Source organism: Peptoclostridium litorale DSM 5388 (genome assembly GCF_900141635.1).
GTDB lineage: Bacteria > Bacillota > Clostridia > Peptostreptococcales > Peptostreptococcaceae > Peptoclostridium > Peptoclostridium litorale.
In genome coordinates this window covers 52,307-67,570 of the sequence record NZ_FSRH01000002.1, presented here as the reverse complement: position 1 = coordinate 67,570, position 15,264 = coordinate 52,307, and the positions used below count along the sequence as shown (strand labels likewise).

The window sequence follows — 15,264 nt, the reverse complement described above, 5'->3', positions numbered from 1 at the left end:
ATATATATTCAGAAGGTGATTGATTTGAAAAACAATATTGTGGAAATAGAGGAAGCTTTTAAACTGAAAAATACGGTGTTCATAGATGTGAGGTCTCCAGAGGAATACATCGACAATAGAATAATAGGTGCAGTCAGCATTCCGCTGTTTGATGATTATGAAAGAAAAATAGTGGGGACTCTATACAAAAATGAGGGGAAAGAAAACGCCATAGAAAGAGGTCTTGAGTTTGTATCGGCAAAACTCAAAGACTTTTACAAGGAGTTTTGCGATGTAGCGATGCAGCACGAAAACATCGTAGTATACTGCGCAAGAGGCGGCATGAGAAGCCGCTCAGTTGTGGATCTTATGAATTCTGTGGGAATAAAGGCAAAGCAGCTTAAAGGTGGATACAAGGCGTATAGAAACTATGTAATGGACTATTTTGCTGATTTGAAAAGCGATTCCAGATTCATAGTGCTTCACGGACTTACCGGGGTTGGCAAGACTGAAATACTGGACGAGCTTTCGGACAAGGGATTTTCAGTGCTAGATCTCGAAGGGCTTGCGAAAAACTGCGGCTCTGTATTTGGGCACATATGCTATGAGGAAGACCCTCCAAGCCAAAAACTGTTTGAAAGCCTTATATTCGACAAGCTGTACAATTCAAATGACAAGCATATATTTGTAGAGAGTGAGAGCAAGAGGGTTGGAAGCGTAATAGTTCCACAGTCCATATACGAGATGATAGTGAGCGACGATTCTGCCCACATTCTGGTAGAGGCAAGTGAGCAGACGAGAATAGAGAGGCTGGTTAACCAGTATGTGAGCCTTAGCCTTAAAGACGATACAAAACTTCTTGAGTGCATAAGTTATCTTAAAAAGAGGCTGAGTAAGGAAAAAATAGCTCTTTTATCTCAATGCGTAGAAGAGAAGGACTATGATGCCGTTGCAAAAGAACTTATAATTGAGTACTATGACCCGCTTTACAAATATTCCATAGAAAAATATAAATACGACTGTAAAGTCGATTCCGACGACATGGAAGAACTTATGGAATGTATTGGGGAATATGTTGAACATTTGAAAGGAGCATGTAATGAATAAGGTTGCTATAGAGTCGCTTGGATGTTCTAAAAATCTTAACGACTCGGAGATCATGGCTGGCATACTTGAAAGCAGTGGATACGTACTTACTGAAAATTTTGAAGAAGCCGACATTATAATAGTAAATACTTGCGGATTTATAGATTCTGCAAAGGAAGAGTCAATAAACACTATACTGGAAATGGCTTCATTTAAAGAGGCTGGAAGGCTTAAATATCTTGTGGTTGCAGGATGCCTAGCCCAAAGATACAGCGGTGAGCTCGAAAAGGAAATACCTGAGATAGATGCTATAGTGGGGACTACGAGTTTTCCTATGATAGTGAATATAATAAAGGGTCTTGAGATAGAAGAAAGGCTTACCTTGATTGAGCACATAGACAAGGACATAGATGAGAATCTTCCAAAGAAAAAGATGACTCCAAAGCACATGGCCTATTTGAAGATAGCCGAGGGGTGCGACAACAAATGCACATATTGCATAATTCCAAAGCTCAGGGGAAGATACAGGAGCAGAAAAGTCGAGGACATACTCAATGAAGCGAAAGAGCTGCTGAAAGAGGGAGTAAAGGAGCTAATACTAATAGCCCAGGACACATCAAGATATGGGATTGACCTGTATGAAGAGAAGAAGCTGCCTTATCTTTTGGAAAAGCTTTCGGACATGGATTTTGAATGGATAAGAATAATGTACACATATCCTGAGGAGATAGATGAAAATCTTGTCAAGGTCATGGCATCTAGAGAAAACATATGCAGCTATTTCGACATGCCTATTCAGCATGCGAGCGACAGGGTGCTAAAGCTTATGAACAGGAAGACCACGCAGCAGAACATACTTGAAAAGATCCAAATGATAAGGGCCTACATGCCCGATGCCACTATAAGGACTACGCTGATAGTAGGCTTTCCTGGAGAAACGCAGGAGGATTTCAATGAGCTTAAGAAATTTGTAGACATGGCCCAATTTGACAGGCTTGGGGCTTTCTCATACTCGAAAGAGGAAGGCACTGCCGCTGCAAATCTTGAAGGACACATTGAAGACGAAATAAAGGAAGCCAGAAGAGATGAGATAATGATACTTCAGCAGGGAATATCAATGGACAAGAACATGGCCAAAATAGGTGAGACTGTAAGTGTGCTTATTGAAGAAGAGGTTGAAGAGGGGGTATATCTGGGTAGAACATGTGCGGATGCGCCTGAAATAGACGGGGCGGTATATGTAAACTCCAATTCAAAGCTGGATATTGGCAGCTTTACATCTGTTCATATAACTGGAGCGGCCGAATACGATTTGGTTGGTGAGTTGGCATGAAGATGAATCTGCCAAACAAGCTCACGATATTCAGGATAATACTGGTTCCACTGTTCATGGCTGTAATGCTATCGGGAATCAAGAATTCAATGTATATAGCAGCTGCTATATTTACTTTAGCATCAGTTACAGACTTTTTGGATGGGCATATAGCAAGAAAATATAATCTTGTAAGCAATTTTGGCAAGTTCATGGACCCTCTTGCAGACAAGCTTTTGGTGTCTGCAGCCCTTATAACGCTTGTGGAGATTCAAGTGATATCTTCATGGGCTGTTGTAATAATAATAGCGAGGGAGTTTTCAATAAGCATACTAAGGGCTATAGCGGGCTCATCTGGAATAGTTATCGCTGCAAGCAAGTGGGGTAAGTCAAAGACCGTCTCGCAGATAGTAGCAATAATGATGCTTCTGCTTGGAGTGCCTGGAGCCCAGCTAATGCTTTGGGTTGCCGTAGCGCTTACAATATACTCTGGATACGACTATGTGAAACTCAACAAGGAGATGTTTTCACAGAACTGATAAAAATACCTTCCTGGCGAAGGTATTTTTTTGTCGATATTATAGCGTTGACTAAGTGAGACATATAATATATAATGTATTTAGAACACTTGTTCTCACATAATTTAAAAAGAGGTGACCCTGATGGATGAAAAAAGAAAGGCACTAGACGTCGCTCTTTCTCAGATAGAAAAAGAGTTTGGAAAAGGTTCTATAATGAAACTCGGAGAAGATATGAAAATGAACGTGGAGGCTATTTCCACGGGTTCATTAGGACTTGATATTGCAGTGGGAATAGGAGGAGTGCCAAAGGGAAGAATAATTGAGATATATGGACCGGAATCTTCAGGTAAGACTACAGTGGCTCTTCACGTAATAGCAGAAGCCCAAAAAAAAGGTGGAATAGCAGCTTTCATAGATGCAGAGCACGCGCTTGACCCTATTTATGCTAAAAAGCTTGGAGTCAACATTGAAAACCTTGTGATATCACAGCCGGACACTGGTGAGCAGGCTCTTGAAATAACAGAGGCGCTTGTTAGAAGTGGAGCTGTAGATGTAATTGTTGTAGACTCTGTTGCAGCACTTGTTCCCAGGGCGGAAATAGAAGGGGACATGGGAGATTCTCATGTTGGACTTCAGGCCAGACTTATGTCTCAGGCTCTTAGAAAGCTTACAGGAGCTATAAAAAAATCCAACTGTGCAACTATATTCATAAACCAGCTTAGAGAAAAGGTTGGAATAATGTTTGGAAACCCTGAGACTACAACTGGAGGAAGGGCTCTTAAATTCTACTCGTCTTTAAGACTTGACGTTAGAAAAGTGGACATAATAAAACAGTCTGACGCTATACTTGGAAGCAGAACAAGAGTCAAGGTTGCGAAGAACAAAGTGGCACCTCCTTTCAGAATGTGCGAATTTGACATAATGTACGGAGAAGGTATATCCAAGCTCGGAGAAATACTAGACATAGGTGCCGACCTTAACATAGTGAAAAAGTCGGGAGCATGGTACAGCTACAATGATGTAAGGCTTGGACAGGGAAGAGAAAACGCAAAGGGTTTTCTGGCGGAGAACAGTAAAATATCGGATGAGATAGAAGAAAAAATCAGGGAGCATTTTGGTCTTGGCGAGTATGCAGAGGAAAATGCGGCTGGAATTGAAAAAAATGAAAAAAGTGTAAAACCTGAAGAAAAATAATATTGGAATTAGTGGAGGCAGAACTGGTATACTATCGGTACTGCCGATTTCCATTTTTTGTATAACTTGACACTTTAATAAAAAAATTATACAATATCTGTAGCATGTGCTTCATGTGAAAATAGTATATTTGATATTGAAAATTGGAGAAAACGAATCAATACGGGAGGTGAACACCATTAACTTTTTAAATGTAGTAGCAATAGTTTTAGCTGGCAGTGGAGTAGGTGGATTTGCAGGATATATAATAAGAAAAAGTATTGCTGAAAAGAAAATCGGTTCTGCTGAAGAATTGGCAAAGAAGATGATTAAGGATTCAGAGCAGGAAGCGGTTACAATTAAAAAGGAAAAGCTTTTAGAGGCAAAAGAGGAAATACACAGGACAAGAGCTGAAAATGAGAGAGAAGTAAAAGAAAGAAGAAATGAGCTTCAAAGATTTGAAAGAAGGGTAATACAAAAGGAAGAGACTCTTGATAAGAAAATGGACAACCTTGAAAAGAGAGAGGAAAACCTAAAGCTTAAACTCAAGGAGATCCAAAATAAAGATGCGGAAATTGAAGGTATAAAGGCTCAGCAGATTGAAAAGCTTGAAAGCATATCAAGCCTTACATCTGAGCAGGCAAAGGAGATAATACTTTCAGACGCGGAGAAGAAGACAAGGCATGAAATGTCCATAATGATAAAGGACATAGAAAACAAGGCAAAGGATGAGGCTGACAAAAAGTCTAAAGAAATAATAACACAGGCAATACAAAGATGTGCTGCAGATCATGTTGCTGAGACAACTGTAACAGTCGTAAATCTGCCTAACGATGAAATGAAGGGAAGAATAATAGGAAGAGAGGGAAGAAATATAAGAACCCTCGAGACTCTTACAGGTATAGATCTTATCATAGATGATACTCCAGAGGCGGTAATACTTTCAGGATTTGACCCTATAAGAAGAGAAGTCGCAAGAATAGCCCTTGAAAAGCTTATAGCGGATGGAAGGATACACCCTGCAAGAATTGAAGAGATGATTGAAAAGGCTAAGAAGGAAGTTGAAGAGACCATAAAGGAAGAGGGCGAGAGGGCGACATTTGAAACAGGAGTCCACGGCCTGCATCCAGAACTTGTAAAACTTCTAGGAAGGCTTAAGTACAGAACAAGCTACGGCCAGAATGTATTAAAACATGCCATAGAGGTATCTCATTTGGCAGGAATAATGGCTTCTGAAATAGGAGCAGACGTTAAAATGGCCAAAAGAGCAGGACTTCTTCATGACATAGGAAAGGCTGTAGACCATGAAGTTGAGGGAACCCATGTTGAAATAGGAATGGAACTTTTGAGAAAGTACAAGGAATCAAAAGAAGTTATACACAACATGAGTACTCACCACGGGGACTATGAACCTGAGACCCTTGAAGCTATACTTGTCACAGCTGCAGACGCGGTTTCAGCGGCAAGACCGGGAGCAAGAAGAGAGACTCTTGAATCTTATATAAAGAGGCTTGAAAAGCTTGAAGAGATATGCAATTCATTTGACGGAGTTGAAAAGTCATTTGCTATACAGGCTGGAAGAGAAGTAAGAATAATAGTTAAGCCGGAATTTGTTGCAGATGAAGAGATATACTTGATGGCTAAAGAAGTAACTTCTAGAATAGAAAACGAACTGGAGTATCCAGGTCAGATAAAGGTGAACGTAATAAGAGAAAGCAGAGCTATAGAATATGCAAAATAAAGAAGACCCGAAAGGGTCTTTTTTATTTTGTGCGAAATTAACATAGGGCATTATTATATAACGAGCATGTGAGGTAAGAACCTTCTGCGCGTCTTGCGCTTTGAGGCTGCATGAATCTCATTCCACATATCGCCAAGAACCATTTGAAACTCGCTGCGCTCAAACAGTACGCTTCTATTGGCTTCAAACCGCATTAAAATCCATTTTAAAGCAATTTTACGTATTGGGAATATAGTTCCTGCCTACATCGATACAATAGTCATTATAGAGGCTGTGAATGGATTAGGAGCACTAATACATTAATGAATCACCCTATAGATAATATTTTACTATTTAAGGCAGACATATTCGAAATGATTCAAATGTAAATGAAAGACAAGAAGCAGGAGCCTTGTAAAGCTTAGCAGACTATAACCTGCGCTAGAGTAGGAACGCAAAGTCTTCATTGGCATATGTGCAATGAAGTTCTTATTATTGATAGCAAGAAAACTTATTCTAGCACCGCAAGCACTGCAAGGCCTAGAAACGATTACAGCACCTGTTTCGCTTTAATTTACAAAGCAAGGCAGGTGCTGCAACATAATTTGTTACCAAATTTTATAATTAAGTTTTATTTCGACCAGACTGCATTCTAAGAATACTGTCTATTATCTTTGTTCTTCATATTTTCTAAGCAGTTTTACGAACAGCTCAGGAATCTGCGCCATCTTTTCAGGTGTTTCAACAAAAGAAATTCTGAATTGTGTTTGGCCTGGGTTTTCTTCGCCTTCCTTAATATCGTAGAATCCTGTCATAGGCGCTACTAGTAGAGTTGTTTCAACGCCATCAATATCAGCTGAACCTTCACCGGCACAGTACAGTACAAAGTCCATTGCGCTAAAACCAGGTTTTACAACATTTCTAACATCTATAACTGTATAAAGAGATGCAGCTGGATTTGAAACAATAAGTTTAGGCTCCTGCTCTTTTAATCCATTGTAAACCTTTACTATTTGATCCTTGTAATATTCTTTGATATCTTTGCACCATCCAAGGATATCTTCCTTGCTTTCATGAGCCAATGCACCAAATATATACTGGCCAATAGCGTTTGCGCAAAGATTAGCTGTATATTCAGCTATTGAACGGTTGTTAAATTCATCGCTGTCTGTGATTAACGCACCAATTCTCAAACCGCATGCATTCCATACTTTTGAGGCAGTCTCAATACTAATTCTTCTGCCTTCAATTCCAGGAACATCTTCATCAGTTATTCCCCAGATACTTACAAGCGGCTGGTCTTCTTTATAGTAAAGTTCACGGTATGCTTCGTCACTTATCATCCACATGTTGTACTTCACACAAATTTCAGCCAACGCCTTCATAGTGTCATAGTCATATAGCTGGCCAGTTGGATTGTCATAAGGTATTACTAGCAATGCTCCTGGCTTGTTCGCTTTAATAACTTCTTCAATTTTGTCAAGCTCTGGAAGAGAGAAGTTTCCATCTTCCTCAAGTTTACGCTTTACAGTAACTGTTTTCCTTCCAGTTCTTTCAGCAAATGAAATATAATTTGTATATGCAGGATCAATCATAAGCAGCGGGCTCTCATCTGCTCCAGCCGGACCGCATACGCCAATTAGTATTAGTTCCATTGCTGATGATCCACCATCTGTAACCTGAATTTTAAGCTTGCTTGTATCAAAGCCTTCGCTATCCAGGATGTTTCTGAATGCATTTTGGCATTCCTCAGTTCCGGCAGTTGTAGTGTATCTGATAACTCCGTTAGCAAACGGACTATCCGGTGCATCTAAGGCAAACATTCTCTTTTGCATTGCCTTATTTGTAGGAAGAGAAACGTTTCCAATGCCGACATTGATTACAGCCTCCGGCTTTACTTTTCTTTCTTCATATTTCATTTGAGCAAGACGAACTGCAGATGCTTTCCTTGACTCAAAGTGAGCAGATAAAACAGGTTTGTTCATTACAAAGTCCCCCTTTATAAATTTAATGCATATTAGGAAATTTTAAAAATTATGGATTATGTATTCCGTAGTTCACTAATATAATAACATAAAATTATCTGAAAAATCACATAATTAATATTTTAACAAACGTTTTCCCCGTTGAAATATAATGGTTCACGGAATGCAGGCTTTATAAAATGTGAAATATTGGTTTGTTCATAGTGGATTTAAAAATAAAATAAATTTAATATTATATAAAAAAGTATTAAAGGAATGCGAAATAGATATTTTTTTAACTAACAAACGGATTTATATAAGGTGGAATAAAAAAACGGAAAATGCTGAATATTTAGTAATGCCAAAATCATCTATACAGTCTAAATAGTTTTGAAATATGAAATATATTATTTTAAAAATACAAATTATGCATATTCTTACACAAATTTTTCACAAAATAAGGACTGGTTTTTTATTTTAAAATAAATCATACTAAAAGTGAATGAATATAAGGGTTTAAATTTGAAGCAAACAAAAAATAAAATTTAAATTTAATAATGGATTGAAAAAGGTTACAGAAATATCTTTTATAGTGCATAATATCTAATAGGAGATTATACTGTTTAAAAATATATGTTGTTTTGATAATATCTATAGTATAAGAAAAATAAAATGCTGAAAGGAAATATTTCTAATGATAAGACTTTATATAACAAGGCATGGACAGACAGAGTGGAACACCCAAAAAAGATTCCAAGGGCACAAGGACTCCGAACTTACACCGCTGGGAAAGAGGCAGGCGTTTTGGCTTTCAGAAAGGCTTAAAGATTTAAAAATACAAAAGGTCTATTCAAGCCCCATTAAAAGGGCAAATAGGACAGCGGGAATACTGATAGGGGATAGAGGCATAGAGATAGAAAATATAGATGGGCTTAAGGAGATGAACTTTGGTTTATGGGAGGGTATGAATGAAGAGCAGCTTAAAAGGGAATACCCTATTCAATTCCATAATTTCTGGAATAGCCCTCATAAATACACTCCGTTTGGTGGCGAGACTTATGACCAGGTAAAAGAAAGGGTAGCGGAGGAACTTGAAAACATAATAAAAAGGCACTATGGAAAGGATGAGAACATACTAATAGTTGTCCATGGAGTTGTGCTAAAACTTCTGCTTTCACACATTGAAGGTACTAAGCTAGAACAGCTGTGGGATCCGCCTTACATACATCCGGCAAGCCTGAGCATAGTCGAGTATGATGAGAATCATGGATTTAATGTTGTTGAAAAGGCCGACATATCCCATTACAAAGAAGAGGGTGGACAAGATTGGAAATAAGGGACGATATGATTGTTGAGATAATACATATGCTAAGAGAAATCCCAGCTGAAAGTGAACACAAAAAAAGAGCAGTAGACATTATATGGGAGTTTGAAGAAATGCAGGAAAAAGGTATTGATTTTACGGGGGATGAGGAATAGCAAAATATTTAGTCCAGCTCCAATTTCAAGTGTATTGATGTTATTACAGAGCAAAATTGTTCATGGCACGAGGACAGGCACTATATAGTGCCTGTCCTCGTGCCATATTTAATGAAAAAATATTAATTTCAAATCTAATAAGATACTATGCTAGCGTACAGCTTCACAGTAAAGTCGTGGTAGTGAAATATGAATTGCTATGAAAGAAGCTGCATGAACCTGTCTATAAGGCCCTTGTTTTTCTTTAGAGTATCAAGTGTATCTGCGATTTTAAGCTTGAAGTACCTTATTCCCTCATCTGTTATCTTATAATGCCGTGTAGACCTGTTTTTAGATGCTGTGCCGCCTTTCCAACTGCTTTCAATAAGCCCTTCCTCTTCAAGCTTGTGAAGCGTGTTGTATATGGTGCTGTATGAAACCGGAAAAGGGTAGCCCTCAAAATGGCTTGTGACAGTGTCGTATATCTGCTTTCCATATATGGATTTGCCTAAAGTGAGCTCTTTAAGCACATACATCCTGTAAAGCTCGGTAGTGCTGAAAACGTCGCGCGGAACAGCAAGATGATTTCTCTTTTTAGTCATAACCCACCTCCACTATAAATGATTCGATAAAATAGATATTATCTTAAATGATACATTAAAAATATAAAAAATACAATGGGGGAATAGAGCACAACTGTAAATATAGGAAAGCAGGTGGCAAATGTAATATACTATGAATCAAGGGAGTGATTTTTTTGCCTGAAGATAGGATTAATAAAAATTCCCATTATATCAACATTTTTCTTAAACAAAGCCATAATAAAAATTAATAATAAAAGGATATGAGCTCTTTTAAAACGCTGGTAAATTTAATTTCTCCTCATATTTTTCAAATACGCTTTTTTTAAATTCGGGAAGAGCTATGCGGTCAATAAATGAGCCCAATTTTTCGCCAGTATCAGCATTATCACAATAGTAATCATAAATAGATTCAACCATATAAAAAGCTTGATCTTCTGTCAAATTATCAGCAATCCGATCTGGTAATCTCGGATAAAAGCCGGCACTTCCCCCTACAACGACAATATATCCATTTTCATTGGAGAGTATCCCTATATCCTTTGAATTTACACTGGTACAGGCATTTAAACATCCGGAGACGCCAACTTTTGTTCTATTTGGCGCAGGAGCTCCGTAAAATCGCTTTTCAAGCTTTAGCGCTAATTTTAATGAATTTTGTTTTGAACGCTTGCAAAAGGAAGCTGGACACATTTCAACATTTTTTACCGAATATGGAGATAAAACGCCGGGTTCCAAGCCAATGTCCGCCCATGCTTTGTCAACATCTTCAGGATTAATACCAAGAATGGTTATGCGTTGTCCTGAAGTTATTTTCAAAACCCCGTGGTATTTTTTTGCCACTTCTGCAAATCGAACAAGAATTTCAGGTGTTACAAAGCCTCCTGGAATTCGAGGGGTGATGCCGTATGTCTTTTTATTGTTTTTGATTTTTTGCAATACTGAAAAATTAGGTTTTCCCATCCATACTCATTCCCTTCGTTTTTTAGAATTTGCCAATCATATTGTATATATTACCCAGAGCTGCTCAATGAAAGCGTTATTAGATTACTTTATTAAAAACAATATAATCTCGAATATGAAATAACTACTGGATAAATGAAAAAATACACTATTGACTATGAGTGATTCTGTTGGTAAGATAATACTCAACAACAGCTTTAGAGATTGTCTTACCAATAACCGACTAAAACGATAGGAAAAGTCGGTTGGCGTGATGCTATATATGTTTTACGAAATGGAGGGATAAGCGTGTTTAAGCTAACAGATAAAATAAGAAAAGATCAAAGAGGATACAGGGAAAATTATAATAAGATGTCGGAAGGTAAGATTTCATTTGATGAATTCAAGCCATATGCCTCGTCTATGGGAGTATATGCACAAAGAGAGGCGGGTACGTTTATGATCAGGCCAAGAATACTATCAGGTATTGTAAGCGTAATGCAGCTGAAGAAAATAAGTGAGATATCGAAGAAATTTTCTTACGGGAAAATACATTTGACCACTCGCCAGGATGTGCAGTTTCATAAGTTGAACATAGAGGATACACCAGAAATTTTTGACGAAATGCTTAAGGTGGATCTAATAAACAAGGGTGCGGGAGGAAATTCGGTAAGGAATGTTTCGTGTTCTCCGCTTTCAGGAGTCGATAGAAATGAAGTATTTGATGTTACACAGCATTCTGAATCCGTGACAGAGCATCTTCTTGGTCTGGACAATATATGTACGCTTCCAAGAAAATATAAAATTGCGTTCTCGAATTCGAAAACCGACACTGCAAGAGCCACGGTTTCGGATTTGGGATTTGTTGCTAAATTGGTGGATGGAAAAAGAGGATTTGAAGTTTATGGAGCAGGAGGCCTTGGAGGTTCCCCGTCTGTGTCCATAAAGCTGAGCGAATTCATAAGCGAACAAGAAATATTATACTATGTCAAGGCCATGATGGACTTGTTTGATGCAGAGGGGGACAGAATCAATAGAAATAAGGCAAGAATAAGGTTTATAAGGTATAGACTTGGTGATGAGGAATTCATTAAATTGTTTAACAGCTATTTGGATGCTGTTAAGGAGAAGTATGACCTCAGAATAAATATTAAGCCGGATATGGAGCTGTCTGAAAGCCCTCATATATATGGAGGGAAAGATAAAAGGGTAGAGGAGCAGAAAAACAGGGGAAGCTATTCGCTGTTTGTACATCCCGTCAATGGAGATATCATGGCTGACGATTTGGACAACATAATAAGATATGCAGAAAATCTGGACTATGAAATTGACTTTAGATTGACTGGTACTCAGGGAATATGCATAAGGAATGTGAGAGGAAATGACGTAGAGGGGCTTTTAGAAATAATAAGGCCGTTTACACGAGAATATGTTGTTGAAAATTCTGTCGCATGTACTGGGGCTGCAAACTGTAGGATAGGCCTTTGCAACACCAATGGCCTTATTGAAGATTTGAAAGAGACCCTTGAAAGTATTGATGAAGGGACAGGAGTTAAACTGCCGAGGATATTTGTTTCGGGCTGCAAGAATTCATGCGGATGGCACCATATAGGCGGCATAGGGTTTGCGGGAAGGGCTTTGAAGGGAGAAAAGGGATCTGTTCCAGCATACACCGTGTATTTTAATGGAAAGGTTGTGGCGGGAGAATCCCGACTTGCAGAGAGCTATGGAGTTATCCCAGCCAGAAATATTTCAGCCTTTTTAAAAAGCCTGTTCAAAAGTTTTTCGGTATCGGGATATGAATTCGAGGAATTCATAAGCGGCAATAGAGCCCTGATAGACGAGCTTGTTTATGAATATTCTAAACTGGACAGGATTGACAAGGATAAACTGTATTTTGACTTTGGTTTTGAAAGTGAATTTTTGAAAAAATAGAAGGTTGGGATTTTATGAAGAAGACTAAAAATATTGTCTGGCATGAAATGAAAGTAGATAAAGAGCAGAGGGAAAAAAGCCTTGGGCAAAAGGGGATTTTGATATGGCTGACGGGCCTTTCGGGATCAGGCAAATCCACAGTAGGAGCTGCACTTGAACACCGATTTCATAAAGCTGGCAGGGCAACATATCTGCTCGACGGGGACAATGTCAGGCACGGACTAAACAGTGACTTGGTTTTTTCGGAAAGAGACAGAACAGAGAACATAAGAAGAATCGGAGAAGTTGCCAAACTATTTGTTGATGCGGGTATCATTACAATTGCGACATTTGTATCGCCCTTCAAAAATGACAGAACTGCAGTACGAAATCTTATTGGAGAAGGATTTGTGGAGGTATATGTTGATTGTGACATTAAAACCTGCATGAACAGAGACCCCAAGGGGCTTTACAAGAAGGCACTAGCGGGAGAAATAAGCGAATTCACAGGGATATCATCTCCGTATGAAATACCCAAAAAGCCTGAAGTGACAGTAAATACAGCGAGCAGTCCAGTAGAAGAATGTATTGACATGATAATTGCATTTATTGAGGAGAGATACAATGAAACTTAAATCCCGAGTTGTCTCGACAGATGTTTTGATTATCGGAGGCGGTGCGGCTGGATGCTTCAGCGCCATATCGCTTGCAGAAAAATCATCCTTAAAGATTATAGTCGCTGACAAGGCAAACATCAGAAGAAGCGGCTGCCTTGCCGCTGGCGTCAATGCACTGAATGCATTTATTGGAGAGGGAGAGTCGGCGGATACTTTTTTGGAGTATGTAAAGAATGATTCTGAAAATGTAGTGCGGGATGACCTTGTATATACCATTGCCAAGAGGCTAAACGGCGTGACTGATAAAATTGTCGGCTATGGGTTGCCTGTCTTACGAGATGAAAATGGAAATTATGTGATGAGAGGCAAAAGAAGCGTAAAGATAAACGGCGAAAACATAAAGCCATTGCTGGCTGACAAGGTCGGCGAATTCAAAAATATTGAAGTCATGAACAGAGTCAATATAATCGACTTCATTGTCAGAGATGGAGAGGTGGCCGGGGCATACGGCATTTCACTGGAAACGGGAGAAGTTGTATTTATACAAAGCAGGGTCACAATATGTGCAACTGGTGGGGCGTCTGGAATATACAAGCCTAACAATCCTGGTCATTCAAGACACAAGATGTGGTACAGTCCCTTCAATACCGGCGCGGGCTACGCCATGGGAATAAGGGCCGGTGCGGAAATGACTACTTTCGAAATGAGGTTTATAGCACTAAGGTGTAAGGATACAATAGCTCCTACTGGAACTATAGCTCAAGGGCTGAATGTAAAGCAAATAAATTCAGATGGCAAGTACTATGTAAAGGACTACGGAAAAGCTACAACGCCTATGAGGCTTTATGCGACTGCCATGGAAAACATGAAAGGAAGATCATGTTTTCTTGAAACAAAAGGAATAAGTGGTGAGCAGGAAACAGATTTGTTTAAGGCATATTTGAACATGGCACCGTCTCAAGTGCTGAAGTGGTTTGAAACAGGTATGTTTCCATCTAAGAGCAATGTTGAAATCTGCGCAACGGAACCATATATCGTAGGGGGGCATACAGCCAGCGGATACTGGGTCGATACCAGCAGGAAGACTACGCTGGGCAGGCTATATGCAATAGGAGATGTTGCCGGAGGAAGCCCCAAGAAATATGTTACAGGATGTTTTGCCGAAGGAGAGATTGCAGCAGAATCCATTTTAAGTGAAATCGAATTTCTAGACCATTTGGGAATGGAAGAGGGTTTTTCAGGCGCGGTTTTGGATAAATTGAATAATATACAGGTATCTCCTGTATCGAATATAGACAGCATAAAGAAAACCGAGGAAAACATGCAAAGCGTAATGGACAAATTCGCAGGAGGGATATCACAAAATTATATATATACGGCTGAAAAGCTGGAAGTCGCCGAAAAAAGCATAGATGATATACTTTTGGAAAATGAAAAGTTAAAAGCGCTTGACATGTATGAAATGATGCAGATTTTTGAAAACAGGGACCGCCTATATGTGGCTAAAGTTCTCATAAACCACTTGAAGGCCCGCAAGGAGACAAGGTGGAAGGGCTATCAGGAAAACGGGGACTATCCGCATAAGGACGATGTCAATTGGACCAAGCATGTCAATTCCCTGCTTGAAGAAGGCCGTGTGAAAATTGTATTTAGGGGCATAGTTGGAAAGGATGAGGCATATGAGCATAAGAATTAACAGTTCAAAATGCATAGGATGTGGAAAATGCTCGAATATATGTCCGGGAAACCTTATATGCATGAAAGGAAAGAAGGCATCTATAGAATTTCCAAAAGAGTGCTGGGGCTGTACTGCTTGCATGAAGGAATGCAAATTTGAGGCCATAGAGCTTACCCTGGGAGCGGATGTAGGCGGAAATGAAGCTTCGATGACAGTCAGGATAAACTCTGGACGCGTTGAATGGAAAATAGCTAAAGGTGCAGAAAGAGTAAATATAGAAGTTGACCCTATGGACTCAAACAAATATTAGTGAGGCGGT

At 39.1% G+C, this 15,264-nt stretch carries 14 protein-coding genes; 11 read left to right on the top strand and 3 right to left on the bottom strand.

What is annotated here, in order from left to right; translation table 11 throughout:
* Positions 1–24 precede the first annotated feature (24 nt).
* The 5 genes from mnmH to rny all read left to right on the top strand — a co-directional run bounded on the left by mnmH (position 25) and on the right by rny (position 5,812).
* Positions 25–1,086, top strand: a complete 1,062-nt coding sequence (gene mnmH, locus BUQ87_RS02010) for a tRNA 2-selenouridine(34) synthase MnmH (protein WP_038265323.1) — start codon at positions 25–27, stop codon at positions 1,084–1,086.
* Positions 1,079–2,398 carry a 30S ribosomal protein S12 methylthiotransferase RimO gene (gene rimO / locus BUQ87_RS02005; protein ID WP_038265326.1) on the top strand — a complete coding sequence of 440 codons (1,320 nt, stop codon included), beginning with the start codon at positions 1,079–1,081 and terminating at the stop codon, positions 2,396–2,398. The genes mnmH and rimO overlap by 8 nt, the downstream gene beginning before the upstream one ends.
* Before the next feature lie 2 nt (positions 2,399–2,400).
* Positions 2,401–2,916: a CDP-diacylglycerol--glycerol-3-phosphate 3-phosphatidyltransferase gene (gene pgsA / locus BUQ87_RS02000; RefSeq protein WP_038265573.1), complete on the top strand. Its 516-nt coding sequence runs from the start codon at positions 2,401–2,403 to the stop codon at positions 2,914–2,916.
* Positions 2,917–3,039: 123 nt separating this feature from the next.
* Positions 3,040–4,092, top strand: coding sequence for a recombinase RecA (gene recA, locus BUQ87_RS01995; protein WP_143182375.1), 1,053 nt, complete (start codon positions 3,040–3,042; stop codon positions 4,090–4,092).
* Between the two features lie 178 nt (positions 4,093–4,270).
* On the top strand, positions 4,271–5,812 hold the full coding sequence (gene rny, locus BUQ87_RS01990; RefSeq protein ID WP_038265574.1) for a ribonuclease Y: 1,542 nt from the start codon (positions 4,271–4,273) through the stop codon (positions 5,810–5,812).
* A 647-nt stretch (positions 5,813–6,459) separates the two neighbouring features.
* Here rny and BUQ87_RS01985 read toward each other — a convergent pair.
* A complete protein-coding gene (locus BUQ87_RS01985; RefSeq protein WP_038265333.1) occupies positions 6,460–7,776 on the bottom strand; it encodes a pyridoxal phosphate-dependent aminotransferase in 1,317 nt (438 codons plus the stop codon).
* A gap of 673 nt (positions 7,777–8,449) precedes the next feature.
* Between BUQ87_RS01985 and BUQ87_RS01980 the strand changes: the two genes are divergently transcribed.
* Both BUQ87_RS01980 and BUQ87_RS15105 read left to right on the top strand, forming a co-directional pair.
* Complete coding sequence (locus tag BUQ87_RS01980) at positions 8,450–9,091, top strand: histidine phosphatase family protein (RefSeq protein ID WP_038265336.1); 642 nt, start codon at positions 8,450–8,452, stop codon at positions 9,089–9,091.
* Positions 9,082–9,234 carry a hypothetical protein gene (locus BUQ87_RS15105; protein ID WP_159434253.1) on the top strand — a complete coding sequence of 51 codons (153 nt, stop codon included), beginning with the start codon at positions 9,082–9,084 and terminating at the stop codon, positions 9,232–9,234. Before BUQ87_RS01980 ends, BUQ87_RS15105 begins: the two co-directional genes overlap by 10 nt.
* A gap of 197 nt (positions 9,235–9,431) precedes the next feature.
* On the opposite strand, the gene BUQ87_RS01975 is transcribed toward BUQ87_RS15105, so the two are convergent.
* Positions 9,432–9,815 (bottom strand): PadR family transcriptional regulator, encoded by a 384-nt coding sequence (locus BUQ87_RS01975; RefSeq protein WP_038265338.1) that lies wholly within the window; start codon positions 9,813–9,815, stop codon positions 9,432–9,434.
* 252 nt (positions 9,816–10,067) lie between these two features.
* Entirely contained in the window at positions 10,068–10,757 is a 690-nt protein-coding gene (locus tag BUQ87_RS01970; RefSeq protein ID WP_038265340.1) for a nitrite/sulfite reductase domain-containing protein, read from the bottom strand.
* A gap of 288 nt (positions 10,758–11,045) precedes the next feature.
* On the opposite strand from BUQ87_RS01970, the gene BUQ87_RS01965 reads away from it, so the two are divergent.
* Genes BUQ87_RS01965 through BUQ87_RS01950 form a run of 4 tightly spaced genes read left to right on the top strand, consistent with a single transcriptional unit; the run spans position 11,046 to position 15,255 of the window.
* Positions 11,046–12,671 (top strand): nitrite/sulfite reductase, encoded by a 1,626-nt coding sequence (locus BUQ87_RS01965; protein ID WP_052636138.1) that lies wholly within the window; start codon positions 11,046–11,048, stop codon positions 12,669–12,671.
* 14 nt (positions 12,672–12,685) lie between these two features.
* Positions 12,686–13,285 (top strand): adenylyl-sulfate kinase, encoded by a 600-nt coding sequence (gene cysC / locus BUQ87_RS01960; RefSeq protein WP_038265343.1) that lies wholly within the window; start codon positions 12,686–12,688, stop codon positions 13,283–13,285.
* A complete protein-coding gene (locus tag BUQ87_RS01955) occupies positions 13,275–14,963 on the top strand; it encodes an adenylyl-sulfate reductase subunit alpha (protein WP_038265345.1) in 1,689 nt (562 codons plus the stop codon). Before cysC ends, BUQ87_RS01955 begins: the two co-directional genes overlap by 11 nt.
* Positions 14,947–15,255, top strand: coding sequence for an indolepyruvate ferredoxin oxidoreductase subunit alpha (locus tag BUQ87_RS01950; protein WP_038265347.1), 309 nt, complete (start codon positions 14,947–14,949; stop codon positions 15,253–15,255). Before BUQ87_RS01955 ends, BUQ87_RS01950 begins: the two co-directional genes overlap by 17 nt.
* Positions 15,256–15,264: the final 9 nt, after the last annotated feature.